The 26,926-nt window shown below is 41.9% G+C and carries 22 protein-coding genes and 2 pseudogenes; 16 read left to right on the top strand and 8 right to left on the bottom strand.

The annotated features are described in order from the left end of the window. The first annotated feature begins 39 nt into the window (after positions 1 to 39). Positions 40 to 1,293, top strand: a complete 1,254-nt coding sequence (locus NST34_RS01000) for a mechanosensitive ion channel family protein (RefSeq protein ID WP_076299965.1) — start codon at positions 40 to 42, stop codon at positions 1,291 to 1,293. 141 nt (positions 1,294 to 1,434) lie between these two features. Here NST34_RS01000 and NST34_RS01005 read toward each other — a convergent pair whose 3' ends face one another. Continuing rightward, positions 1,435 to 1,611 carry a hypothetical protein gene (locus tag NST34_RS01005; protein WP_179085866.1) on the bottom strand — a complete coding sequence of 59 codons (177 nt, stop codon included), beginning with the start codon at positions 1,609 to 1,611 and terminating at the stop codon, positions 1,435 to 1,437. 336 nt (positions 1,612 to 1,947) lie between these two features. Between NST34_RS01005 and NST34_RS01010 the strand changes: the two genes are divergently transcribed. The 5 genes from NST34_RS01010 to NST34_RS01030 all read left to right on the top strand — a co-directional run bounded on the left by NST34_RS01010 (position 1,948) and on the right by NST34_RS01030 (position 8,142). Then, on the top strand, positions 1,948 to 4,059 hold the full coding sequence (locus tag NST34_RS01010; RefSeq protein WP_341126956.1) for a pectate lyase family protein: 2,112 nt from the start codon (positions 1,948 to 1,950) through the stop codon (positions 4,057 to 4,059). A 241-nt stretch (positions 4,060 to 4,300) separates the two neighbouring features. Then, positions 4,301 to 4,555, top strand: coding sequence for a hypothetical protein (locus NST34_RS01015; RefSeq protein WP_076299963.1), 255 nt, complete (start codon positions 4,301 to 4,303; stop codon positions 4,553 to 4,555). 302 nt (positions 4,556 to 4,857) lie between these two features. Beyond that, positions 4,858 to 5,541 (top strand): Crp/Fnr family transcriptional regulator, encoded by a 684-nt coding sequence (locus tag NST34_RS01020; protein ID WP_042184055.1) that lies wholly within the window; start codon positions 4,858 to 4,860, stop codon positions 5,539 to 5,541. Positions 5,542 to 5,685: 144 nt separating this feature from the next. Then, complete coding sequence (locus NST34_RS01025; RefSeq protein WP_076299962.1) at positions 5,686 to 6,309, top strand: hypothetical protein; 624 nt, start codon at positions 5,686 to 5,688, stop codon at positions 6,307 to 6,309. A gap of 12 nt (positions 6,310 to 6,321) precedes the next feature. Beyond that, positions 6,322 to 8,142 (top strand): cyclic nucleotide-binding domain-containing protein, encoded by a 1,821-nt coding sequence (locus tag NST34_RS01030; protein ID WP_081393263.1) that lies wholly within the window; start codon positions 6,322 to 6,324, stop codon positions 8,140 to 8,142. 3 nt (positions 8,143 to 8,145) lie between these two features. On the opposite strand, the pseudogene NST34_RS01035 reads toward NST34_RS01030, so the two are convergent. Together NST34_RS01035 and NST34_RS01040 are read right to left on the bottom strand one after the other, a co-directional pair. Beyond that, a pseudogene (locus NST34_RS01035) lies at positions 8,146 to 8,448 on the bottom strand (hypothetical protein); the annotation flags it as partial. Positions 8,449 to 8,467: 19 nt separating this feature from the next. Next, complete coding sequence (locus NST34_RS01040; protein WP_076286808.1) at positions 8,468 to 8,938, bottom strand: MarR family winged helix-turn-helix transcriptional regulator; 471 nt, start codon at positions 8,936 to 8,938, stop codon at positions 8,468 to 8,470. Between the two features lie 263 nt (positions 8,939 to 9,201). Between NST34_RS01040 and NST34_RS01045 the strand changes: the two genes are divergently transcribed. The 4 genes from NST34_RS01045 to NST34_RS01060 all read left to right on the top strand — a co-directional run bounded on the left by NST34_RS01045 (position 9,202) and on the right by NST34_RS01060 (position 17,489). Further along, complete coding sequence (locus NST34_RS01045) at positions 9,202 to 10,590, top strand: MFS transporter (protein WP_076286807.1); 1,389 nt, start codon at positions 9,202 to 9,204, stop codon at positions 10,588 to 10,590. A 211-nt stretch (positions 10,591 to 10,801) separates the two neighbouring features. Continuing rightward, the gene (locus tag NST34_RS01050) at positions 10,802 to 11,719 is read left to right on the top strand and encodes a DMT family transporter (protein ID WP_076286806.1); all 918 of its coding nucleotides are present in this window, start codon (positions 10,802 to 10,804) and stop codon (positions 11,717 to 11,719) included. A 507-nt stretch (positions 11,720 to 12,226) separates the two neighbouring features. Continuing rightward, the gene (locus tag NST34_RS01055; RefSeq protein WP_341126957.1) at positions 12,227 to 16,624 is read left to right on the top strand and encodes an S-layer homology domain-containing protein; all 4,398 of its coding nucleotides are present in this window, start codon (positions 12,227 to 12,229) and stop codon (positions 16,622 to 16,624) included. A 208-nt stretch (positions 16,625 to 16,832) separates the two neighbouring features. Continuing rightward, entirely contained in the window at positions 16,833 to 17,489 is a 657-nt protein-coding gene (locus NST34_RS01060) for a 2OG-Fe(II) oxygenase (RefSeq protein ID WP_371915751.1), read from the top strand. An 83-nt stretch (positions 17,490 to 17,572) separates the two neighbouring features. Here NST34_RS01060 and NST34_RS01065 read toward each other — a convergent pair whose 3' ends face one another. The 3 genes and pseudogenes from NST34_RS01065 to NST34_RS01070 all read right to left on the bottom strand — a co-directional run bounded on the left by NST34_RS01065 (position 17,573) and on the right by NST34_RS01070 (position 18,660). Beyond that, positions 17,573 to 18,055 carry a hypothetical protein gene (locus tag NST34_RS01065; protein ID WP_339799711.1) on the bottom strand — a complete coding sequence of 161 codons (483 nt, stop codon included), beginning with the start codon at positions 18,053 to 18,055 and terminating at the stop codon, positions 17,573 to 17,575. 30 nt (positions 18,056 to 18,085) lie between these two features. Next, positions 18,086 to 18,181, bottom strand: a pseudogene (locus NST34_RS32060) (zf-HC2 domain-containing protein); the annotation flags it as partial. Further along, on the bottom strand, positions 18,178 to 18,660 hold the full coding sequence (locus tag NST34_RS01070; RefSeq protein WP_076286683.1) for an RNA polymerase sigma factor: 483 nt from the start codon (positions 18,658 to 18,660) through the stop codon (positions 18,178 to 18,180). The gene NST34_RS01070 and the pseudogene NST34_RS32060, both read right to left, overlap by 4 nt. Positions 18,661 to 18,856: 196 nt before the next feature. Between NST34_RS01070 and NST34_RS01075 the strand changes: the two genes are divergently transcribed. Continuing rightward, positions 18,857 to 19,198 (top strand): nitrous oxide-stimulated promoter family protein, encoded by a 342-nt coding sequence (locus NST34_RS01075; protein ID WP_341126958.1) that lies wholly within the window; start codon positions 18,857 to 18,859, stop codon positions 19,196 to 19,198. A gap of 52 nt (positions 19,199 to 19,250) precedes the next feature. On the opposite strand, the gene NST34_RS01080 is transcribed toward NST34_RS01075, so the two are convergent. Beyond that, positions 19,251 to 20,603: a uracil-xanthine permease family protein gene (locus NST34_RS01080; protein ID WP_076286682.1), complete on the bottom strand. Its 1,353-nt coding sequence runs from the start codon at positions 20,601 to 20,603 to the stop codon at positions 19,251 to 19,253. Between the two features lie 38 nt (positions 20,604 to 20,641). After that, the gene (gene guaD / locus NST34_RS01085; RefSeq protein ID WP_341059044.1) at positions 20,642 to 22,006 is read right to left on the bottom strand and encodes a guanine deaminase; all 1,365 of its coding nucleotides are present in this window, start codon (positions 22,004 to 22,006) and stop codon (positions 20,642 to 20,644) included. 234 nt (positions 22,007 to 22,240) lie between these two features. Here guaD and NST34_RS01090 point away from each other — a divergent pair, with 234 nt between their 5' ends. From NST34_RS01090 to rihC, 5 genes are all read left to right on the top strand, one after another. Beyond that, positions 22,241 to 22,429: a hypothetical protein gene (locus NST34_RS01090; protein WP_042184077.1), complete on the top strand. Its 189-nt coding sequence runs from the start codon at positions 22,241 to 22,243 to the stop codon at positions 22,427 to 22,429. Positions 22,430 to 22,666: 237 nt separating this feature from the next. Next, entirely contained in the window at positions 22,667 to 25,048 is a 2,382-nt protein-coding gene (locus NST34_RS01095) for a phosphoketolase family protein (RefSeq protein WP_341126959.1), read from the top strand. A 192-nt stretch (positions 25,049 to 25,240) separates the two neighbouring features. Beyond that, on the top strand, positions 25,241 to 25,492 hold the full coding sequence (locus tag NST34_RS01100) for a PfkB family carbohydrate kinase (RefSeq protein WP_341126960.1): 252 nt from the start codon (positions 25,241 to 25,243) through the stop codon (positions 25,490 to 25,492). A gap of 51 nt (positions 25,493 to 25,543) precedes the next feature. Further along, positions 25,544 to 25,990: a GNAT family N-acetyltransferase gene (locus NST34_RS01105; RefSeq protein WP_076286680.1), complete on the top strand. Its 447-nt coding sequence runs from the start codon at positions 25,544 to 25,546 to the stop codon at positions 25,988 to 25,990. A 1-nt stretch (position 25,991) separates the two neighbouring features. Next, entirely contained in the window at positions 25,992 to 26,912 is a 921-nt protein-coding gene (gene rihC / locus NST34_RS01110; protein WP_076299953.1) for a ribonucleoside hydrolase RihC, read from the top strand. Positions 26,913 to 26,926: the final 14 nt, after the last annotated feature.

A 26,926-nucleotide genomic window follows, 5' to 3' on the forward strand; every position in this document is an offset into this window, starting at 1 on the left:
TCATCAAACAATTTAAGTAACACGCAGCAGGAGGAAATGATGAATTTTATAAAAGATCAACTAGCAGGATACGGTGTAAACGAACAAATGACAGGTTATCTTTCGAATATAATCATGGTCTTATTTATAGCACTACTCTCTGTACTGGCCAATTTAATAGCCAAAAAAATCGTGCTGAAGATAATTATTCATTTCATTAGTAAGGATCGGTATGCATGGGATAATATCGTTTTGGAGAAAAAAGTGTTTCACAAGCTGTCGCATCTCGCGCCAGCCTTCATCATCTATTATTCTGCGTCTATCTTTCCGCTATATCAGGCCTTTATTGAAAAATCCGCCTTAACTTATATGATTATCGTAACTATCACGGTGTTTAATGCACTACTTAATGCCATTGATGCTATTTATCGCTCATTCGAGGTCTCCAAGATTAGGCCGATCAAGGGGTACATTCAGGTTGCAAAGATTATTCTATTTATCATTGGTGTTATTGTGGTGATCTCTAACCTCATTGGTCAGAATCCACTGATTATACTTAGTGGGTTAGGTGCATTATCAGCTGTTTTTATGCTGATTTTCAAAGATTCTATATTGGGTTTGGTGGCAGGTGTTCAATTATCATCTAATGATATGGTTCGTGTAGGTGACTGGATCGAAATGCCTAAATATAATGCGGATGGTGATGTAATTGACATTACATTGAATACGGTAAAGGTTATGAATTTCGATAAAACAATCACCATGATTCCTAGCTACGCCCTTATTTCAGATTCGTTCAAAAACTGGAGGGGCATGCAAGTTTCTGGAGGCAGAAGGATTAAACGAAGCGTTCATATCGATACAAGCAGCATATGTTTTTGTACAAAAGAAATGATGGAGGAATTCCAGAAGATTCACTACCTGTCCGATTTTATAAGGGCAAGATTAAATGAAATTAGCATTTATAATATCGAACATCAAATCAATACGGAGAGTAAGGTAAATGGAAGACATCTCACGAATGTTGGTGTATTCAGAGAATATATCCATGAATATCTGAGGAATCATCCTAAAATTCATAAGGATATGACGCTGATCGTCAGACAGCTAGCGCCAGAGGATAATGGACTGCCCTTAGAAATCTACGCGTTTAGCAATGATACTAACTGGGTGGTGTATGAATCGGTTCAAGCTGATATCTTTGATCACATTTTTGCAGTTGTACCGATATTTGGGCTTCGTGTCTTCCAAAACCCGACGGGCCATGATATCGCTCGCTTAAAAGAAAGCAAAGAGTATTCATCAGGATACTGAAGATAAGAATGATTTGCAGGAGAAGGCATTTCTTAATATCAGTAAAAAAGCGACCATCGTGGTCGCTTTTTTACGTTTTTTTCATTTTGGAAAGGATCATAAAACGTGCGATTTATTGGGGTTCGGACATAGCTGAAGACTCTAATGGAAGTTCCCAGATTCATTTTCTGAGAACTTGCCGTCGCTGTCATGCAGAGCTTGTTTGCGACGATCATTACGGGCTTGCTGCTGCTGTTGGGCTTCCAGGCTGTTTACGGGCGTGGCTTCCAGTTCTTTTACTGTGTTGATTAGATTCTTATCTGGTTGATTTGCACTCAATTGAAAGCTCCTCCCTTGATTATCTAATGGTTGCAAATTTTATTATGTGCTGGCTACTGTGTGGCTATTCATGTTGTATTTTCACAAGAGCCCAGGATACATTGCTGAAAGTACGGGTGAATCAATGCTCTGTCCTATAATCATTAACTCAGAATACTGTTAGATGTGAAAAATATGAGGAAATGATTGTATCGGAACTGATTTCTGTTCTGATATGTTGAGGATGTTTTAGTCCCATAAAATGTAATATTGTCAGGAGGTGAAAAGGAAGCTTTATATCTTCTTGCAAGCGGTTACAATTCTATCTGCAACAAATTAGAATCAGGAGGGAATAAAATGAAAAAAAGTATTGCCAAGGTAATCAGTATTGGTGTGTTGTTTTCTCTTGCACTTTCTTTGATAGCAGGTGGATGGACAAATACAGTAGTGCATGCTGCTGGTCTTTCGATGACAGGCAGTGGAGGCTGGAATGAAGCGGCATATGTGGAATGGTCACCTGTAAGTAATGCGTCAGGATATAACGTATATGTTAAACAGGCAAGCGCATCAGATTCGGGGTACCAACAGATTGATAATGAATTGATCCGCAAATATTCTTCCTATTGGAGAGCGGATGCTGTAGGGCTTGCAGCTGGAAGTTATGTAATGAAGGTTGAAGCTACCCTGTCAGGGGGAGGAACGGCAAGTGCGGTATCAAATACGTTATCCGTAACGTCATATGATCGATCAGGGTTTGCTTTTTCGGCAAGCTCGCCATTTGGTACGGGTTCTGGCGCTTATAATGAGAATGGAACTCTCAAGAATGGTGCTCAAGTGCTGTATATAACGTCTCAGAATGCGAATACCGTAACACTTGATGTGAAAATCAACAGCTCGGGCGCTGTACAAACAGGCGTTGGTCTTGGTAGCATCTTGGCTCTGAGACAAAAAGGTTATGATACAACCCCACTTGCCATCCGAATTATCGGTAAAGTTACAGCCGCTGACCTGAGTGGACAGCTTAACAGCAGTGGATATCTTGAAGTCAAAGGTAAAAACAATTATTCGGAAATGAATATTACAATCGAAGGTATCGGAAAAGATGCTTATGCATACGGCTGGGGATTACTGCTTAGATATGTTGGTAATTTGGAAGTAAGAAATCTGGGTGTAATGTTATTTCCTGACGATGGTATTTCAATGGATACAGGCAATGCGAATGTATGGGTGCATAATAATGATATTTTCTATGGATCTGCAGGGAGCGATGCGGACCAAGCCAAAGGCGACGGATCTACGGACCTCAAAAAAGGATCAACGTACATTACCATCTCGTACAACCATTACTTTGATTCCGGAAAAGCTGCTCTAGTCGGACTTAGTGAGTCTGCAGAATTCTTTGTTACCTTCCACCATAACTGGTTCGATCATTCGGACTCCCGTCATCCGCGGATCAGAGTGGCCTCTGTCCACGTCTATAATAACTTCTATGATGGAGTCTCGAAATATGGTGTCGGCGTTACAACCGGAGCTTCGGCTTTTGTGGAATCCAATGTTTTTAGAAATACTAAAGACCCAATGCTTAGTTCTTTACAGGGTACAGATGCTTTAGGTGAGGGTACGTTCTCGGGTGAAAATGGAGGGGTGATTAAAGCTTATAACAATCTAGTTGTTGATGCTTCAAGTCTTATTTACGCTAACTCTAATACAGGGACAGCTCCGGCAAATGCAACCTCATTTGATGCCTATTTAGTCTCGTCGAGAAATGAAACCGTCCCAAGCTCATACAAAGCATTAAAAGGCGGAACAGCTTATAATAACTTCGACACGAGCGTCCAAACTGGAGTGAACGTATCGAATATTGACAACGTAAGCAATGTGGAACAGGTTGTTACGGCAAAAGCCGGACGTCTGAATGGCGGAGACTTCACATGGGCATTTAATGATTCCGTGGATGACGCATCGTATGCGCTGAATACTGCACTGATGTCTGCAATCAGAAGCTACACAACGGGGCTTGTCTCTGTAGGGGGCAATTCAAACCCAACAAGTCCGACACCGACTCCAACAGCAACAGCAACAGCAACAGCAACACCTGTACCTACACCGACACCGACGGCAACGCCAGTGCCGACAGCGGGAGCAACCATTCATAACTTTACCACTGATGGAACAACGAGCAGCTTCTTCAATATCCAAGGAAATCTCTCAACAAGTAAGGGAAATGTGACATATCAGGGTTTAACCCTAACCCAATGTCTAAAAATCGAGAGTGCAACCAGTATTCAGTTCACAGCTGCTAAAGCTTCAACCCTAACCCTAGTGTTCAATACAGAAGGAACCAAAATAAAAGTGGATGGAACAAATTATCCTATAACGAATGGCATTGCCACTGTCTCCCTTACGGCGGGCGCACATACCATTACGAAGGATAGTACGGCGAATCTGTATTATATGAAGTTGGAATAGATAGTTTTTTTCTAAACCGTGCTTCGTAAACTTTTCAAGCAGCGGTTCGACGTGCCTCAGCTTCAAAAGGAGCATTAGAAAAGCGACCCTTTAAGGGTCGCTTTTCTTGTGATCTTATTACTTGAATCATGCCGACGCAGCCGTGGTCGGATGCGCTAACGCTGATCTTACGATTGCTAGACAGTTTAGTACGATTTGCTAATATGTACTTAAGTAAATAACTTATTAGAGGAGGAATCCAATGGATAAATATAATATCCATAGCGACTTTGAACCCTACGCGAAGACGACACTCCCATTAAATCCTTTGTTATTACCAATTTTGAATAAACTCATTGCGAGAAGTGTGAATAAATTCAACTCACCTGAAGGTGTGAATGTAACGAAACAAGTTATTGCAGGCTATAAAGACGGAACAGTCGAGCTAACGATAATTGAACCTGGATTGAGGTTGAAGTGTATTATACCAAGGGGACCATTCATGGGTATGATATAGCGGAAAAAAGTGAAATTGTGCAGGAGAGTGTAACAAGAAGAATTGAGGCCTTACGAAGAGCTTTTAAGTAGAAAATAAGAATCAAGCCATGAGCATCCTTTCGATGATCCATGCGTTTGATTCTTTTTTATTTAAATCTCCAGAAAATGTAAAAATGTCACATGATAATTTGATGACTACAGTCACTATTTATCTTAATTTAAAAGTATTACAATAAAGAATGGTCCTAAAGATCTAAACTTTTGCTAGAGTTGAAGCCTAATAGAAATTATAAATTGATACACTGGAGGCTGCTCTTAAAGATGAATCCACAACTGTTACGAGATTTCCCGTTCTTCGAACATCTCGATGATGAATATTTAGCTGAAATTGCCAAGTTATGTAGCGAGCGTACTTATATAAAGGGAGAGTCCATCTTTTTTGAAGGTGAAGAGGGAGAGGAACTCTATCTGGTTATATCTGGAGTTGTTCAAATCTATCAAGATAACCACTCTAGGGATGTAATCCTTTCTATTTTTAGAGAAGGTGATTTCTTTGGAGAGATGGCTTTATTGCAAAATGAAAGAGCACGTTCTGCGTCTGCAAGAACCATTGAGAAATCCACCTTATGTATTCTGAAAAAACGCGATTTCATACCCTTATTAAAAAGTAATCCGGAAATACTAATCGGCATTTTGGAAACAGCGTTAGATCGTCTACGTGATGCCAATAAATTAATAACAGACTTGACCGTTATTGACGTGCGTACGCGCATTGCTCGCGTGTTGTTGCGTCTAACAGAACAGCATGGAGTGCCCTCTGATGAGGGTGTTCTAATCGATTTGAAGCTGACGCATCAACACCTGGCGGATATGACAGGAACGGCGCGTGAGACCGTGACAAAATCATTGCTTGGATTACAGGATGAGCAGTTAATACGTATTGATCAGAGGAAAATACTCGTGTGCAACATAGATAGACTTAGAAATATACTTGATGTAATTTGAGTCCGACTATTTGGAAATTGTAATTGGGGTTACAGACCATTAATCACCCAAAATGATATAACAATATTAACAAAGAAAGCGCATATTTGGATTTGTTAATCGCAATGACGCAATGATCATCCATAAATGAAAAGAGGAAATGAAATGAGCGTGAAAAAATTAGTTTTATCTATGTCAGGTACTTTTGTACTGGGGATCATTGTAGGAGGGGCTTTGTTGTATAACAATTCGGTGTATAACTCTGTTAAGGATGCACTGAATGGAAATGCCACGCAAAATTCGGTAGGTAGCGTTGATATGAGTGGTATGACACAGGTTAACATTCAGGGCATGGATCTTGAAGCAGCAATGATGGCTGTACAGTCGAGTCGTGCAAGTATGTTAGAGGATCAGTTGAAAGATCAAATCGCATCCGTACAAGCCAAGAATGAAACAATCTCAAAACTGAATCAATTGCTAGGAGTGATCAATGAAGAGCTAGCGAAGCTTCCTTCAGGTGCCGAGGCCAACGCTGCTGTAAAGCTGGCAGATGACAAGGGGGCCATGTTTACTGCTATGAGTATGGCTATACCGCAAACAAAAGGGCAACTTGAGAATCTGTTGGGACAAATCAAATCACAGATTGATAGTGCAAGTAATAGTCAGCAAATGGATATGCTGCGCCTGCAAAGTCTAACGAATAAACGTAACGAAGCTTTTGATACAATGACAAATTTTATTAAAAAAATGCAAGATTCCAGAAGTAGTGTTATTGGAAATATGCGGTGATGAGTTAAACCTATGATACCAAGTGCTGCAGTCGATTTTCTACGTGATCATCCGTTATTACGAGGTATTCCTGATGATGAGCTACGAAATGTAATTAACGCTATAAAACTTATGTCTTTAGAGGATGGACAACGACTTCTTATGGAAGAGTCCACCTCTAAGGACTGTTTCATTATATGGCAAGGGAAAGTGCAAGTCACCTCGGTGAACTTAGTTGGAAAGGCGCTGCTCTTAGCTGAACTTGGACCGGGAGAGTTAGTAGGAGAGATCGGTCTTATTCGGAACGTACAAAGATCAGCTAGTGTTACGGCAATCGGGCCAGTACAAGCTTTGCGTCTAGACCGTTCCTCGTTCGAATATTTGGCGAAGCTGAGTCCGCTATTTTATGAGAGTGTACTTGTGAATACACGGATCCGAATGATCCATAGTATGCTTCGCAAAGCGACAATTTGGTCGGTCATCCCTGATGCTGAACTTCGGGGTCTTGCAGAGATTACAATGATCAAGAAAGTAACGAAGGGCGAAGAGATTATCGTAGAAGGTGCGGTAATGGATCAATTTCTCATGATTAGTAGCGGGAGTATCGAACTTCACGGTCAAAAGCGGCGCAAGACTGTTCTTCGTGAAGGGGATTTTTATGGAGAGACAGAGTTACTAACAGACACGGCTTCCTCACACACGTTGATCGCGATAGAAGATAGTGAATTGCTAATCATGGGCAAGTTAGAATTCTTAACTATACTCGATTATTACGCTCCGGTTCGTCAACAACTCATTGAGTTTCTAAATATGCGAACCCCCCATCTGATGGAGAGAGTTACAATTGCTTTCGGCGAGGAATCTATTATCGAGGATAATGAATCGCTACCTAAAGCCAAAGACAATTGGATTAACCAGTTGCTATGGCTGGTCGGTGGATTCCTTGTCTTATCCTTCTTGGCACTGTTCCTTCATAGCCAATGGTGGAAGATTGCCGCCTTAATTGTTGGAGGTGTGGTGGGTCCTCTAGCATTCGTAGCTTTTGTGAGAAATCAGCAGTTAATAGGCTTTCGTCAGAGGAGGCTTGGTTTAGTTTTTGTGTCTACCGCAATTGTTGCTATCCCTCTGGCTTGGTATTTAGAGCGGATTTGGCTTTTTGAAGCAAAAGCAAGTTCCTTTGACTTTTCGCGGTTTTACGTACCTTTGTCTGTAGCTCTAATAGAAGAAACTGCAAAATTATTAGTCTGTGTGATGCTCGTTCGAACGCGAAAAATCCATTTTCTGATGGATGCAGTGGTGTTTGGTGCCGCAGCAGGAATGGGATTTGCTGCAGTGGAAAGTATTATTTATGGATGGGTGCATATAGACGAAGCCTCTTCACTTGGGATGCTCGCAGTCCTATGGATGAGAGCATTATTATCGCCATTCGGTCATGGAACATGGACTGCGATTGCAACTGTGGGTATCTGGTATGCAAACAGCATGCATAAGCACTCGAATTTGGGGGACGGTAAGCCGTGGACGAGAGGGCTACGTGCAATGGAGATGTTTTTGGCAGCAGTCGTGATGCATGCACTATGGAATTATCACTTTGAATCGGGTCTGATGAAGGCGGGAGCTATGGCTGTAGTCGGGTTTATAGGAATCTATTTATTATTTTCACTTATTCGTAGGGGAAGAAAAGAGGAGTTCCATGCATTGAATATGTTGAATCCAACCACGCATGAGGCGATAAGGCATGACGATCAAGTGAAGCCTATGACGCAGGAGCTTTACTGTGAAGGCTGCGGGTCATTGTCTCCTCAGGGTACCCGCTACTGTGCACGCTGTGGCCAAGCATTAAGGGTTAAATGATAATTAACTCTGACGTAGATCCAAAAGCTCCGTTCCTAGCAGAACGGAGTTTTTTACGTGTTTATTTAGAAGCATGTGAAGGATTCCAGTGTAGACCCAAAATCTTCCGTTCCACTGAAACCCCGCAACCGAGGTGCGTCCTACGAAAACCGGGAAAAACCAGAATTGATTTCTATTCACGAGCTAAACGTACGTATTCCGAAACAAACAACCAGCAATTGCTCCCGGATCGACAGCCAAGGGTGAAACCGCAGATTGCTGAGGGATGAGTTCCGGGGGAGGTGAGCTGGGTGCCGTGAGTTCCTGTCCTCGATATGGCTGCGACTCACTTAGCTTCTTCACATAAATCGGAGATTGCTTTGTTTTTGGTTAGTTGCAATAGAAGGTCATAGAATTGCTTTCTTTGCTCCATTGAAAGATTCTCCAGCATGTTGTCAGCGACTGTATCCTGGAAAGTAAGAACTTCCTCAATCGTGGATTGTGCAAGCTCCGTAAGCTGGATCAGTGTAGCTCGTCGGTCGGTTGGGTCAGGAATTCGAACGAGGAGCTTATCCTGCTCGAGTGCATCAACAAAATCGGTAACGGTGCGTGCTTTGATCCCTAACTTAACAGCTAACTCATTCATACGGATATTGCCTGTTTCAGCAACGACTGAAAGCAGGCGTAACCTGGGACCGGAGAGATGATAAGGCGTATTAAGCGCTAATAACTGGGATTGAAATTCTGTTTTAATGTAGTTGGTTGATCTCATTAATATGTGAATGACGTCTATCGCCTTGGGATGATCTGTGTTCATGGATGTAGTGCCTCCTTGACTTTATTGTCAATTTTTCATTCACAATTTCATGGCAACGGTGAATATGTGTGCACTCTTAATGAGTACACTCTTTATATTATACTCTTATAAGGCGTATCCAGCTATAGTTCCATGTAAAGGATATAACTTGACAGGTGAGAAAATAATGAGTATCCTCAGTAATATATAATACTGAGGATACTCATTATTTATCTTTTTACTTATAGTTCATTATGAATTTAATCAGAAAAGAGGTTTAGATTATGGCGGATACATCATCACAAAATGCAGATAAGCTGCTGAAAATACTTGTAGTTACCCTAATATTCTCGGTTATGAACGGTACGATGTTCAATGTAGCTCTTCCTGAGATCGGCAAAGAGTTTAATCTCGTTCCTTCGCAGGTTAGTTGGATTATGACCAGTTATATGGTGGTTTACGCGGTAGGTTCCATCGTCATGGGGAAATTGGCGGATAAATATCGGTTGAAGGATCTGTTAACGTATGGACTGCTTATATTCGCTCTCGGTTCATTAATAGGTCTGCTTGCTAGTGAGTTTTGGATTATTATTCTGGGCCGTGTAATTCAAGCTGCCGGTGCTTCCGTCCTTCCTGCAACAGCAATGATCATTCCAATCCGTTATTTTGCTCCCGAGAAGAGGGGGAGAGCGCTTGGAACTTCTGCGGTTGGGTTAGCGCTTGGTAATGCTTTGGGGCCGGTCGCTGCAGGCCTCATCACCAGCTTTGGGAGCTGGAGACTCATGTTTGTCCTTTCCTTGCTTCCGCTACTGACGCTTCCTTTCTTCCGAAAGTATTTAGATAATGCGAGAGGGAAGGCAGGAAGTATTGATGTCCTTGGTGGCGGGTTACTAGCTGCAGCAGTCGCAATCTTCTTGCTTGCCATCACACAGATGCAACTGTGGTTGTTCCTCGGGGGCCTTGTCTTGCTAGCCTTATTTATCATTCGGATTCGGAAAGCTGAGGAACCCTTTATTAAACCCGTTTTGTTCCGTAACAAAACCTATTCGATTGGGTTGTTGCTTGCTTTTACGACGACAGCTATGAGCTTTAGCATGACATTCATGACACCACAATTTCTAGCGACAGTGAATGGTTTGTCCCCTTCGACCATTGGTTTCGTGTTAGTACCAGCTGCTATTGCTTCGGCTATCATGGGACGCAAGGGAGGCAGGTTGGCTGATGATCGTGGTAATTTCGTGCTTGTGTTCGTCGCTTCGGTATTGTTATTTCTTGCTTTCTCCCTACTCTCTACTTTTATTGGATTATCGGCATATTTCATTGCCATTATTTTAATATTAGGGAACGTGGGCCAGACTTTCATGCAAATCTCGATGTCCAATACGATTTCGCGATCGCTGCCAAAAGAGGAAACAGGAGTGGGTATGGGATTACTCTCCATGATCAATTTTATCTCTGGCGCGATGGCCATGAGTGTGGTCGGTAAAATGCTCGACAAGGGTACTGCCGCTGTGCAGTTCAATCCTTTGAATGCTAATGCAACTGCCCATGTGTACAGTAATATTTTTCTCGTCATGTCCCTAGTGATTATTGCTGTAGTTGTACTTTACCGTTATCAGTTTGGCACGGGTGCTCCCGGGTCCATGAAGAATAAGAAAAAAGTGGAGGCTTAATATGTTACATTCAACGCATTGTGGATATTTTTTCCTCTATAAATTAAGCGCATGAAAAACCCATGGAGGTTATAATAGATACAAAGAAGAACCGATGCTTATAACCAACAGTACAATAGACCCCGTATCTTACGATGGGTGGGGTCTATTTTTTTGGCGTAAGGCTGTAATGGGAAAATTGTGGAGTCGGTATTATTGAAAGGTGATTTAAATGTTAAAAGCTTATGGTTGGCTCACTTTTTGTGTAGTCGTATGGGGCAGTAATTTTGTGTTTGGAAAGATCTTAGTTGAGGACTTCTCCCCCGGTCTATTAACTTCACTGAGACTTTTATTTATAGTGTTATGTCTAGTAGGAATAACGGCTTACAAAAAGAATTTTAAGCTGGTGAGTAAATGGGATGTATTCCTAATTTTATCGCTAGGTGTTATTGGTGTGTTTATTAATCAATGGTCCTTTTTTAAAGGGCTGCAAACAGCTGATCCAACAACATCTGCAATCATTTTAGCTATGACTCCTATTTTAACGGGTTTATTAGCGGCAATTTTTTTAAAGGAAAGATTAACGATCCGTATGTTGATGGGGTCTATTCTAGCGATCATTGGTATTTATTTTGTCGTTGTAAAAGGGGGATCATCCTCTTTGCATTTTGATAAAGGACTACTGTGGATTGTTGTAACGATGATAACCTTCGCCATTATGATTATTATGACTAGGGTACTCTCACAAAGAATAGATCCACTCACGATTACTTTATATTCGAATCTGGTGGGCTTTATTGTATCGGTCCCGTTTGCCTTCTCGCTAGATACACCTTTACGAATGAGCTCGAATATTACGGATTGGGCTCTTCTGATCGGAACAGCTGTTGTTGTACATGGTGTAGCTACACTGGTTTGGAATAACAATATTCGCCATGTTGATGCTTCAAAAGCGTCTGTATTATCTAATTTAGAGCCTTTTGTAGCTATGATCATGGGGTTGATATTACTGCATAAACCGATCACAGGTGTAGAAATATTAGGGTCTTTGTTCATTCTAGCAGGAGTTATGCTATCTACGTATCAAAGGAAAAGTGCGATATTAAACCCGGTGGAATATCGTACAAGGCAATCGCGGAGCACAAGCTGAGAATGTCGTAAAACTCTAATATAGAGCTCGAAGCCCCAAACAATATGTTTGGGGCTTTTTTTATTAGTGTTCAGGTATAAAGGGGATACAGATATGTGTTATTTTCGGACAGGGGATCGCTGCGGCTCACCTCCACCATATAGATCCACAACTGAATGAGGTTATGGATTATTACACCATAAAATGTAAAAATGTCATATGACAATTTGATGACTGACGTCACTACTTATCACATTTTAAAAGATTTATTATATAGATTGGAGATAGTCACTGAAGGTGGCATGACCCTGATCTGCAGGAAACTTACAAGTGAATCTAGCGGTGCTTCAGGTAGCCGGAGGTAGCCAACCCCACAATAATATGTAACTTTATTTTCCAATGTACTTCATTATCTACGTTGACGCAGAATATCCGTATCGATAATAACGAAATACGGGGCCTTTACGTTTCTCGACCTGAAGCTAACGAAAACTTCAGATTTTTTGTCCATTACAAAGGGGGAAGACCATGTTGAAAGGAAGAAAACCAATCTTTTTTATTATCGCCGTTTTATTCGTCGGATTGCTGGCACCGGCGGCGGGTCCGGTTTTGGCGGCGGATCAGCCGATAACGACCCAATCGTTATCGGCAGAAAGTGATTTGTTATGGGACAGCGATTTTGGAGTGTTTAATAATGACATGCAAGGCAGGATATATATTGGCAAAGGTATTGAAGGAGGGGCTTATACGGCCCGAGGAGCCTTACGCTTCAATCTGGATTCTAACCTCCCGCATCCGGGTAGGCCGATCAAATATGAGCTTCAGCTTTATGTGAACTTCAAAGAAGGAAGCGATCTTGCCAATTTTTATTTAGACGCGTACGGTTCGGACAATAACGATATGGATAATACGGACAGAGCCGTCTTTCCCCAAAAATCCTCGATTAACTATACTCGGAAATCCAATAACCAGATACCCAATGACGGATTCGTAACCTTTGATGTTACGCCTATTGTGGCCGAAATCACGAGTGCGGTTGATCGGCAGGCTACATTCATCCTCCAAGGCAATGAAAGTTTAACGAACGCACGCGCATTCGTCAGCTCAAAAGAGTATCTCACCGCAGCCTATCATCCTAAACTCATCGTCACCTATGCGCAAAGCGATCCTCCAACTGGATCGATAGCGATTAACAACGGCGCACTGTACACGAATTCGAGCAGCGTGAAGCTGAATTTAACGGCTTCCGATCCAGATGTTGAAGATGTGTTGCAAGTGAGGTTTTCGAACGATCAGCTAACATGGAGCAAATGGGAAGACGTTTTGTCGAGCAAAAATTGGACGTTGTTTAATGCAGAAGGAATCCAAACCGTTTATTATCAAATAACAGACGGTAAAGATATCATAACTTTAAGTGATACGATTACGCTTGATACCGTTAAACCCGTAGTGAGCGGCATCACGAATAACGGGCTTTATAATTCAAATCGGACGATTTCCTTTAATGAAGGCTACGCAATGTTGAACGGCAGTCCATTCACCAGCGGAACCGTCGTGAGTGTGGAAGGAACATATACGTTCATCGCGGTGGATGCTGCTGGCAACTCAACGACAATAGAATTTCAGATCGACAAAACCGCGCCTACCGTGTATGGCATTATTAATAATGGAATTTATAAAGCAGATATGACGGTCACTTTTAATGAAGGCGCAGCTACATTGAACGGAAGTTCATTCACGAGCGGCGCGACGGTTTCCGCAGAAGGCAGTTATAAGCTCATTGTGACGGATACGGCAGGCAACGTTACGACAGTCAACTTTAGCATCAACAAAACCGCCCCAACGGTTACCGGTGTTGCTGACGGGACGAGCTACAATGTGGACAGAACGATCACGTTTAACGAAGGCACAGCGACTATGAATGGCCACCAATTCACGAGTGGCGCGACCGTTTCCGCAGAAGGCGACTATACGCTCGTCGTCAGCAATGCGGCAGGCAACATTACGACGGTTAACTTTACTATCGATAAAACCATCCCAAAGGTTACCGGCGCTACTGACGGAGAGAGTTACAATGTGGACAGAACGGTCACTTTTAATGAAGGCACAGCTACATTGAACGGAAGCCCATTCACGAGCGGCGCGACGGTTTCTGCAGAAGGCAGTTATAAGCTCATTGTGACGGATGCGGCAGGCAACGTTACGACAGTCAACTTTAGCATCAACAAAACTGCCCCAACGGTTACCGGTGTTGCTGACGGGACGAGCTACAATGTGGACAGAACGGTCACTTTTAATGAAGGCACAGCTACATTGAACGGAAGCCCATTCACGAGCGGCGCGACCGTTTCCGCAGAAGGTGACTATACGCTCGTCGTCAGCAATGCGGCAGGCAACATTACGACGGTTAACTTTACTATCGATAAAACCATCCCAACGGTTACCGGCGCTGCTGACGGAGAGAGTTACAATGTGGACAGAACGATCACATTTAACGAAGGCACAGCGACTATGAATGGCCATCCATTCACGAGCGGCGCGACGGTTTCCACAGAAGGCAGTTATAAGCTCATTGTAACGGATGCGGCAGGCAACATTACGACGGTTAACTTTACTATCGATAAAACCAACCCAACGGTTACCGGCGTTGCTGACGGAGAGAGTTACAATGTGGATAGAACGATCACCTTTAACATGGGTACTGCAACCTTAAACGGAGATTCATTTGTAAGCGGATCTGAAGTCAGAGACGAAGGCGACTACACGCTTATCGTAACGGACGGGACGGGCAATGTTACAACCATTCAATTCACCATCGACAAAACTGCTCCTGCGGTTAGTGGTGTGACTGAAGGATCTAGCTATAATACGAACCAATCAGCTGCATTTAACGAAGGTACAGCGAGTATGAACGGTGATCCATTCGTGAGCGGCGCGACCGTTTCCGCAGAAGGTGACTATACGCTCGTCGTCACGAATGCGGCGGGCAACGTTACGACGGTTAACTTTACTATCGATAAAACTGCCCCAACGGTTACCGGCGTTGCTGAAGGAGAAAGCTACAATGTGGATAGAATGATCGCGTTTAACGAAGGCACAGCGACCATGAATGGAGACTCGTTTACGAGCGGCGCGACTGTTTCCGGAGAAGGCAGCTATAAGCTCATTGTGACGGATGCGGCAGGCAACGTTACGACAGTCAACTTTACGATGAATAAAACTGGCCCATCCGTAATCGGTGTTGTTTACGGAGCGAGCTATAATACCGACAGAACGATCACCTTTAACATGGGTACTGCAACCTTAAACGGAGATTTATTTGTAAGCGGATCTGAAGTCAGAGACGAAGGCGACTATACGCTCGTCGTCACGGATGCGGCGGGCAACATTACTACCGTATCCTTCACGATTGATAAAACAAACCCGAAGATAACCGGCCTAACTGCAGGAATAAGCAACTATACGAGTCCGTTAACGATTGGATTCAATGAGGGTACGGCTACTATAAACGGCCAGCCGTTCACAAATGGAGCGACAATTACTTCTTCCGCCAACTATACGCTCGTCGTCACCGATGCAGCAGGCAATCAGACGAGTGTTACGTTTACGCTGAATGTCCCGACCGCTCAATCCGGTTCGGATTCAGTTTCAAGTTTAGTTTCAAGCTTAAGTTCAGGTTCAGAGCTGGAGATTGAAATCAATGGTGTGAAGCACAAGGATTTAGGAAAAGTAACAACTGCCGTTATTAACGGAAAGAAAGTGACAACGGTAACCTTCGACGAAGCAAAATTATCGCGTTACCTTGATTCCTTATCCAATAAACCATTCATTTTCATACCGGTTCACAATGATTCGGATCGTGTTCTTCTACTCTTAAACAGTCAAATTATCAAAACACTAAATGACCGAAACGCGGATATTCAAATTCAAACGGAGCTTGCTTCCTATCTCCTAGCCGCTAATCAGATTGATTGGAGCCTCGTCGCGAAGAGCTTCGGATCGGAAGATGCGCTGCGCAACATGGAGATTCAAGTCGAGATTAATAATGCGCCAGATAATGATATCGAGCAGGTTTCCAATAAGTTAGGGGAAGCCCGACTCTTGTCGCCGGTGATCAATTTCAACATATCGGCAAAGCATGGTGGTACCACGATTGAACTCAACAAGTTTCTCAGCTATGTCGAGCGGACGATCACTATCCCAAATTCGGCAGATCCCTACAGTAGAATCATGACGGGCATTACGATTACGAAGGACGGAAACATTGTGCCGGTGCCAACCCGAATAGTGAAGGAGAACGGCAAGACATTTGCCGTTATTTACAGCCTGACGAATAGCGCCTATGCCGTAATAGAGAATTCTAAAACCTTTGCCGATATTCAGAAGCATTGGGCGAAGAAAGAGATCGAGCAAGCGGCGTCGAAGCTGATTGTCCAAGGCATCTCCGAATCGAGCTTCCAGCCGAACAAGCAAATTACCCGAGCAGAGTTCACGGCGATGCTGGTTCGGGCTCTCGGATTGCATGAATTCGATCAGTCTGCAAGCTTTTCTGATATTAAAAGTGGTCAGTGGTATTATGAAACGGTCTCCATTGCGGAGGGCTATGGGTTAGTAACGACAAGTAATAGCAGTCAGTACATTCCCAACGAGAAGCTAAGTCGGGAAGAAGCGATGGTGCTGCTGGCGAAAGCCATGAAGCTTGCCGGTTTAGAAACAACGATTACCGATCGTGAAGCCACCCAACAGCTTAGCGCATTCAAAGATCACCACTTGCTTAACTTGTCCGCAAGAGCAGCTGCTGCGCTTAACATTAAATACGGAATCATTAAAGGCAATCAAGGTCAGCTTACCCCGGACAACGTCATTACACGTGCCGAAATGACCGTGATTCTACAGCGCTTCCTCGAAGCAGCTAAACTAAGCTAGCGACAGCGAAAACCTTCAACCGCAAGCCATGTGGTTGAAGGTTTTTTTGTGTATCGAAAGGGATTTGATTTGTCTGTAGATTTATATAAGCGTACAATAGGCTGATTTTCTGAGTCTTTAGATGTTCTGAAGTTAATCAAGCAAATAAAACCATTTTATGGTATGTTTTTTGCGATGGATGTTATAACTTGGGAGCTGCATAAGGATGATAGGGAATACGACAGGGAATGCGACAGACAAAGAACGGACGATATTTGATCATGCTGGAAATACGATTAAGACAGAGGATCGAGAGATTCGAATTCTTGCCAAGTATGAGGAACCGCTGGTTGTCTTGTTAGGAAATGTGCTTAGCGATGAGGAGTGTAATGAGTTAATTGAATATTCTAGGCAACGATTGCAACGTTCAAGAATTGGTGAAGACCATGCGGTCAATCCGATTAGAACGAGCAGTGGTGTGTTCTGTGAGGAGAATGAGACGGTTACAAGAATCGAGAAACGATTCTCTCAAATTATGAATATTCCTATCGAGCATGGTGATGGCTTGCAAGTTCTGCTGTATATCCCTGGCCAAGAGTATTTACCCCATCATGATTTCTTCACTCAAACGAGTCGAGCAAGTAGCAATAATCGAATTAGTACGCTCGTGATGTATTTGAATGATGTGGAGGAAGGTGGAGAAACAGCTTTCCCTATGCTTAATTTAACAGTGAGTCCTAACAAAGGTATGGCGGTCTACTTCGAATATTTTTACGATAATCATGAATTAAACGAGTCCACCTTGCATGCAGGTACGCCAGTGATCAAAGGCGAAAAGTGGGTTGCAACGATGTGGATGAGAAGACAAGTTCTTCGCTCATCATAGAGGTATGAACAGATACTAAGTTCCACATGGAGTATCAGTAAAGACACCTTAAAAGGTGTCTTTTTTCATTTTAACGGCAATGTCTACTCCACCAAAACGCCATTAATGAACGTCATAGTTTTATCTTTGAATTCAAGGATAAATTTGTTTGGAAAATCCAGATCGGTTTGAATCTCCGTCCCCAACATAACTTTTTTTCCTACATCATCAAAGGGATTGTGAATCAAGCCTCTAGGGGTATACCTAGTTTCGGAACCGATCACATTATTATTTTCATCGCGGATAAATTTGGTTTTTCCTGAGAACACCAAGTCCTTGCCGTTTTCCAAAGTCAGATGAACCTCCAAATGAGTCTTTGTCTTCTGATAATCGATGGTCACATCTTTTGAGGACACAGGGAAGCCAATCACAAAAAGTCCAATAAGAGCTGCAGCCAGTATGATTACCGATAAGATGGAAAGGACGATTACCTTTATGTTTTTTGATTTCACCTTTTTAAAATAATTAAGTTTGTTAACCTCTTCTTTATCAACAATAGGCACGTTTAGATTTGCTGTTGCAGTCATTTCGTTATATGACTGAAGGCAGCTTTCGCAGGTTTGCAGATGTTTTTCAATCTCTTCGTTGCTATGTAACGAGGTTAGCTTTTCGATATAGGAGGGCAATAAATCCTGAATGATCTCGCATTTCATGAAGATCTTCCTTTCATTAATTTTTGTTTTCCACGGTAAAAGGTAACTCTTGCCCAGGTTTCATCCCTTCCGAGAATTTCGCCAATTTCCCGAAAGCTGAACTCTCCGGTCAAACGCAGATACAATACTTCCTTGGTATTTGGATCAAGTAAATGAAGCTGTTTAAATAACTCCATTTTGTCTTGAGCTAAAATGAATTCAGTTTCTGTTGAATTTGTGTTAGAAAAAGGAAGGTCTTCTAATTCACAAGTCTTCCTTTTGTTCTGCTTGTCCAGTTCCTGATACCACACATGCTTAGCAATCTGACAAAGCCATACATATACTTTGCAGGTTCCATCGTATTTGTGTATGGACTTTATAGCTCTATAAAAGGTTTCTTGGGTGATTTCTTCTGCCAGTAAGTGATTATGACAAAAACTAAATACGAATTTATATACTTGGGTTGAATATTCCCTGTATAATTCCTCGTTGTCCTGCATCCGTTCACCTCCTCACTTTATATATCCGTAAAAAGCTATAAACGTTACAGCCTTTCTAAAATAATTATGAGTATAACGAAATAACGCCTCGGGTGTGTAGTATGATAAAAATCCTTAGAAATGTAAAAAAAGAAGGACTGCTTTTCCTCTATAATTAGATGAGATCTTATTGTACAAGTTACAAGGGGGCTCATAAATGACAATAAAGGTGAACCGAAAGTTAAATGGAGGTCCTAAAATTCAAAAAGAACAAGATATTGTCACGAAAATGATTCGTATATATTGTAAGAAAAAACATCACCATAAGGGGCTTTGCAACGAATGTCAGGATCTAAACGATTATGCTCTGAAGAGGTTAGCTTATTGTAAGTTCGGGGAAGTGAAAACGGCTTGTGCTAAATGCCCTATTCATTGTTATAAACCGGAGTATCGTCAAAGAATAAAAGGGGTTATGCGTTTTTCAGGTCCATGGATGTTACTGTATCATCCCATTGAGTCAATTAGGCATATTCCATTACCCAATAAGCTGAGGAAATAAGTAAAAAACGGACATCATTTGATGCCCGTTTTAAGATCTAGCATTTTACGTTCTATTTTCCACTTGGCAGTAGTTTATTCAATAAGATCGCTGCCAATGAAGCCGCTAGGATAGGTGAGCCCAATAAATATTGCACGAATGAAGGTAAGGAATGCAAGTAGTCGCCAGGAATGAGTACCAAAGCTAACGTGATAATCATCGGTATTGCGATAATATACATTTCTTTCTCGCCAATCGTTACGTTCTTCATCACCTGTACACCATTAATTGCAATGATCCCGCAGACGATAGCGAAGACGCCGCCGATTACAGCGGATGGAATGGAAGAGATCAGAGCAGCTAATTTACCAGAACAACCGAAGAGGACAAACCATCCTCCTACTGCGAGGAAAACCCGGCGGGAGGCAACACCTGTGATGGAGATAATGCCCGCATTGGTAGAATAGCCTGTTACAGGTGTTGAACCGAGTGCAGAAGCAATAAGACAGCCAATCCCCTCACCGATAACCCCTTTATTAATATGTTCGTCTGTTAAAGGTTTATTGATTACGTTGCTGACAGCAAACCAGGTACCTGTTGTTTCAGCTAGCAGTACGAGATAAATAATAACCATGGTGATAATAGCCGAAAAGTTGAACGAGAATCCGAAATCTACAAAAGCGATACGAGGCATGCTAAACCAGTTCGCTTTGCTAATCGCTGAGAAATCTAACACACCCATCATGTTAGCAGAGATACATCCAACTACTAACGCCATCATGACGGAAATAATTCGGAAGATCGATCCTTTATTACGGAACATAGAACCGAGAATCACGAATAAAAGGAGTGTACCTGCTGAAATAAGGGCTAACAAAACGTTCTGATTGATTGAAGCGCCTGAAGCTCCATAGATATTGTCTCTTATAGCAACAGGTAATAAAGAAAGACCAACTATGAATATGATCGTACCACCTACAATGGGTGGGATAAAGTTCTTAACGATTTTATTAAAGATCCCGACATAGCCCAAAATAATAACTAGAACCGCACCGATTAAGCTGGCACCTAATACGGAACTCCAACCCAGCTCCCCGCCGCCACTAGCGGCATAAATACTGACGATCGCACCAAGCGGAACATAAGATGGACCTTGCGCGATAGGAAGCTTCATACAGAAATAAGTCTGCACAATCGTTGCAAGTCCAGCAGCAATAAAGGTAGATTGAATCAACGCGCTTGACTGATTCGGTTGTAAGCCGATTAACATTGCAATCAGGAAAGGAACTACATAAACGTCCATTGCCAATACATGTTGAAAGCCTAGGATGATGGATTTACCGAAGGAAACTTTTTCATCAGGTAGAACGGTTAATAGTTGTGACTTCAATGGCGCTTGATCTTGTACGTTTGCTTGTGTTTCCACTCAGATGCCCACCTTATATTTTCTAGTTTTATCGATCCTTAACGTGAATGAACCTTTTCACCCTGTACCCAGACTTCACGGATATTCTCAGGTCGAGCTAAATACATCATCTTTTGAAACACGTCCTCTAAATCTTCATTCCCATCAAAAATAGGCAATCTAGCCGATGGTAATTTCGTATCAATAATTTGAACATCCCATGTATAGCCTTCTAGTATCCGACCGATAGGTAAGCTTAAACTTTTACCACCGCCAGCAGTAGCAAGATAGAAAGCTTCATCAATCTTAATCCGTGATCCTAATAATCCACGCTCTTGTGCAGGAAGGGAAGGATTAACGCCATCCTCTAGCATTCTTGAAGACATTACAGCTTGTCTTATGTTATCGAAGAGACTAGGTGAAAAACCTCCAGAAATATCAGACCCTAAACCAATCTCTACACCTTTGGAGTGGAAATGAGCGATAGGGATGACACTATTGGCAAAATAAGCGTTTGATATCGGACAATGCGCAATAGCCGTTCCTGTCTCTGCAAATAACTCTACATCGTCTTCTTCTAAAAAATTACAATGCGCCATTACAGATTTATCACGGAGCAGACCGAAATCATGCAAGGCAAAAGCATCGTTCTTCTGGAATCGTTCTTGTACATAACCATGTGCCCAATCACTTTCACTACAGTGCGATTGAATATGAGTATCATATTTGGCGGCTAAGTCTCCTAAACCTTGCAAAGCCTCATTTGTACAGCTAGGAATGAACCTAGGTGTCACTACTGGATAAACGCCTTGCTTAGTAGATTTGGCTAGTTCTTTTACCGCTAGTATAAATTCTTCTGTATCTTTAAGTGCGGTGTCGGTGTCAGTGTCGCGATAGTATTCTGGATTTCCTTGAGGGTCGTCCATTACCACTTTTCCAACGAGTCCGCGTTGCCCTTTATCCGCACATATTTGGGCTAATAGTAAACTGGCTTCTTTATGCACCGTTGCAAAATAAAGGGCTGTAGTAGTTCCGTTCGCAAGTAAAGTATCAACCACATCAGAGTAGACCTTTTTAGCAAAATTCAGGTCCGAAAACTTAGACTCCAGTGGGAAGGTGTACGTATTTAACCAATCATAGAGTGGAATATCTAATGCAGTTCCAGATTGAGCCCACTGCGGGGCGTGAACATGCAAGTCGATAAAGCCAGGCAAAAAATACTGACCTTCAGCTAATCGATGGAAGTTGTCTTGGCCTTGATAAGTAGCTAGTAAAGTTTGATAGTCGGGTTCTTCTGGTGAAACGATCTTTTCTATCATTCCATCTGTATTAATGCAGTAGAGATGGTCTTTTAAAATTTGAATTTCCTTTGGTGAATTGCTTGAAAATGAAGTGCCTAGGAATATTTGCATATATTCAGTCATGATTTCCGCCTTAATGTTCGTCTTTTGGTGTTCTTTTGTTATTATAATCCGTAAAAAATGATAAGTCTATACCTAAAGTCGAACGAAGAAGGAGGGTGGGGGCTGAATTATGCCCTGATTAGATCATAATTGTTAGGATTACGTAAAATGTATGCGGTTACTTACTTATGCTATAATACATATAGACAAATTAGGTTAAGCGCTTAAGAAAAATGGGTTAGGAGTGTTACTGAAATGAGAAGATATAACTTTTGGCGTCCGATCATGCTAATTATTGTCGCGTTGCTTACGAGAAGCCTGGTGACTAACGTATGTATTTTGTTTGGTATGCAGACTGAAGTAGCGAGTAGTATAGGTACGCTGGGGATGGTCATCGCCGGTTTAGTGATGTATAATCGCATGAACATTCGCCGTCGAAAATAACGAACAGATTTCTAGAATCCGATTTATCCGGTTGAAATTATGCCCTAATTCCATTATAGATATCGGTGACTAAGAGTAAGACTGGGGAATTTTTCTCGGTCTTATTTTTTTTGTTTTGTACAAAATAGAGTTAAGCGATCAAGCATAACCTTATCGAAAAAAGTGTCTCTATATTTTTTATGATATTTAAAATACGGCAAAGTAAAAGCAAAAAAATAAAATTTTGGGAGTGGAAAAATGGTATTATCCATGGAATGTGATTACTCATCAAAAGTTTATTTAGAAAAACTCAATGCCTATTGGCGTGCTACGAACTATGTTTCCGTAGGTCAACTGTATTTAAAAGATAACCCGTTGTTAAAGGAGCCAATGAAGGGTGCAGATTTAAAGATTAAGCCCATCGGACACTGGGGCACTATTCCTGGCCAAAACTTTATTTATGCCCATTTGAATCGTGTAATTACTAAATATGATTTGAACATGTTCTATATTGAAGGTCCTGGTCACGGTGGTCAGGTTATGGTTTCAAATTCCTATCTGGATGGTAGTTACACGGAAATTTATCCTGAAATTACGCAAGATATCACAGGTATGAAGAAATTGTTCAAACAATTCTCATTCCCAGGTGGGATTGCTTCACATGCCGCTCCTGAAACACCTGGCTCTATTCATGAGGGCGGTGAATTAGGTTATTCTCTTTCTCATGGTGTCGGTGCCATACTGGATAATCCCGATTTGATATCGGCTGTTGTGATTGGCGATGGCGAGGCTGAAACTGGACCACTAGCTACTTCATGGTTCTCCAACAGATTCATCAACCCAGTTACCGATGGTGCGGTCCTGCCGATCTTGCACTTGAATGGATTCAAAATCAGTAACCCAACGATCTTATCTCGTCAATCGAAAGAAGAAATTACCGCCTACTTTAAAGGTATGGGGTGGCAACCATTCTTTATTGAAGGTGAAGATCCTGATCTAATGCATCCAGAAATGGCCAAGGTGCTCGATACTATCGTCGAAAGAATTGAAGAGATTCAAAAAAATGCGCGTGAGAACAATGATCTTACTCGTCCGGTCTGGCCAATGCTGGTCTTCCGCTCTCCTAAGGGTTGGACAGGTCCAGAGCAATGGGAAGGTGTGCCCATTAAAAATTCGTTCCGTGCCCATCAGGTGCCAATTCCGGTTGACCAAAAAAATATGAAATACGCGCCAGCGTTGCTGGAGTGGCTGAACAGCTATAGACCGGAAGAGTTATTCGACGACAATGGCCGTTTGAAAGCTGAAATTGCCGAGATCCTGCCTTCAGGAGACAGCCGTATGGCTATGAATCCTGTAACTAACGCCGGCAACCTGATTAAAGACCTGCATTTGCCAGATTACCGCAACTTTACGCTTGACAATTCCGTACCAGGTCAAGTTATTGCACAAGATATGTCCGTTCTGGGTAAATACCTGAAGGAAGTTATTTCTCTTAACGAAGGAAATCGCAATTTCAGAATTTTCGGACCGGATGAAACGATGTCTAATCGTCTGGGACCTATCTTTGAAGTAACCAAACGGCAATGGTTGGATCAAATTAAGGAACCAAATGATGAATTTCTCTCATCTTATGGACGTGTTATCGATTCTCAATTGTCCGAGCATCAGGCAGAGGGTTTTCTTGAAGGGTATGTGTTGACTGGCCGTCATGGTTTCTTTGCAAGTTATGAAGCTTTCTTGCGTGTAGTCGATTCTATGATTACTCAACATTTCAAATGGCTGCGTAAGGCAAAGGATCAAAGCTGGCGTGCAGATATCCCATCCTTAAATGTGGTGGCAACTTCAACCGTATTCCAACAAGACCACAATGGTTACACTCACCAAGATCCAGGGATATTAGGTCACTTAGCTGACAAGAAGTCTGAATTTATCCGTGAGTATTTACCTGCGGATGCGAACTCCTTGCTGGCTGTCTTTGATACTGTCTTAAACGACCGTCAAAAAATAAACCTAATCGTTACGTCCAAACAACCGCGACTACAGTGGTTTAGTGCTGACGAAGCACAAGAATTGGTTGGAAAAGGCCTGAAGATTATTGATTGGGCAAGCACCGATCAAGGTGGAGAGCCGGATGTTGTCATTGCTTCTGCAGGTACAGAACCAACAATTGAAAGCTTGGCAGCAATCTCCATACTGCATGAGAAACTGCCTGAACTTAAGATTCGATATATCAACGTGGTGGACTTATTAAAACTAAGAAGTCGAAAACAGGATCCTCGTGGCTTATCTGACGAAGAGTTTGATCAGTTTTTTACAAAAGACAAACCTGTTATCTTCGCTTTCCACGGTTATGAAGGTCTGATTAGAGACTTTTTCTTTGAGCGTCATAACCATAACCTGCATGTACATGGATACCGTGAGAATGGGGACATTACAACTCCATTCGATATGCGTGTATTGAATCAGATGGATCGCTTTGACCTGACGAAGGAGACTATTCTCAGCTTGCCTGATGCGGATGAACATAAGACCATCTTGGATGAAATGGATGCGATCCTTAAGAAACATCATCAATACATTCGTGAAGAGGGAAATGATTTACCAGAAATAGAGAACTGGGTGTGGAAGCCACTGAAATAAAAACATGGTGTAACGGGTGTAGTGAAGTAAAAGACATCTTAGGGTGTCTTTTACTTTTTATGATAATTTTTACCTTTGACAGAATGAATGCGATTTCATATGATATATGTAACCGGTTACCTAGATTTGGACAATCATAAAATCACATATACTTGTCGCATCTTAAAGAGGAATCATATTTTTTTTAAGAATGTGGAACCGGTTCCACATACCTCAACAGGAGTCTCATCCGTCATTATTTCTCCAAACGAGCAAGAAGCAGAAATGCTTATGAAGTCCCTTGGTTTTCGCGAAAAGTACAAAGAAAAGCTAATTGTCACAAACGGAAAAGATGGAATTATTTATTACAAAAATGGAGAAAATATTTTCATCAAAGCGCCAGAGGTTCAAACAGTAGATACCATGGGTGCAGGGTCGGTGCTCAAGGAGGGATGCCTTTATTAAAAGAGCTGAAACAATTCATGGGCTGAGGGTATACTAGGAGGCGATTCTTTAATGCTAAGAAAAGAACCAAACGCATTAACACCACAGATGTATGCTGAGCTTCGCCGAAAAGTGGATTTTCAAGAATATTCATTAGAAGATGTCGCACAGGCCTTAGAGAAGACGCTATTTTCAGTTGTTATATTCGATGATCATAAACCAATTGGTATTGGTCGAATTGTCGGTGACGATAGAATTGTGTTCTTCATTAAGGATGTAGTAGTTGATCCTGAATACCAGAAGCAATCAATTGGATATACTATTATGCATTCCTTAATGAATTACATTCAGGAAAAAGCGTGCGAGAACGCATATATAGGTTTAATGGCTACGCCGAATACAGAGAAATTCTACGAGAAATTCGGATTTATTCAACGTCCTAATCAGGATTTTGGCCACGGAATGGTTAAATTTGTAGATAAATCATATAAAATTGATAACCCGATGGAGGATAAATAATATGTTAAAAAGACCAATTATAATTGATACAGATCCTGGGATTGATGACGCAGTAGCTATAGCTATTGCTTTGTATAGTGAAGAACTTGATGTCAAGCTAATCACAACTGTAGCAGGGAATGTGGGCGTAGACAAAGTAACAAACAATGCATTAAAGCTGCTGAAATATTTTAAAAAGGAAGTTCCCGTTGCCATGGGTGCGGCTGCCCCGCTGATTAGAACACCTCAAGATGCGAGTAATGTGCATGGTGTTAGCGGAATGGAAGGTTTTGATTTTGAAGAACCTACAAATGATCTTTTGCTTGAAGAGAATGCAGTTAATGCCATGTATAAGGTGATTAAAGAAAGTACAACCCCGATTACGCTTGTTCCGATTGGACCGCTTACGAATATTGCATTATTGTTGAAAATTTATCCCGAGGTAAAAAATAACATTCAAGATATCGTTCTAATGGGGGGATCAGCCTCCAGAGGAAATATGGGGGTAATGTCTGAATTTAATATTCATGTGGATCCGGAAGCTGCAAAAATTGTGTTTGATAGTGGACTTCCGATTGTTATGGCTGGTTTAGACGTTGGATGGAAAGCGCTTGTATTACCAGAAGACTCTGCCCAATTAGAAAACATGAACGATGTTGGGAAAATGATTCACAGCCTCTTTCAGCGGTACCGTGGCGGCAGCATGAAGACCGGGTTAAAAATGTATGATAGCTGTGCCATTGCCTATTTGTTAAAACCAGAAATGTTTGAAACGGTTGAGACTCACGTGGATATCGAACTGAACGGCAGTATGACAGCAGGAACTACAATCGTTGATTTGAAAGGATATTTAGGTAGACCTAATAATGCCAAAGTGTGTCTTGATATCGATCAGCAATTATTTCGAGAATGGCTATTAGATAGCTTGAGAAAGTGCAACTAACGAACTAACACCAA

It is taken from the genome of Paenibacillus sp. FSL H7-0714 (assembly GCF_038003765.1).
GTDB lineage: Bacteria > Bacillota > Bacilli > Paenibacillales > Paenibacillaceae > Paenibacillus_AQ.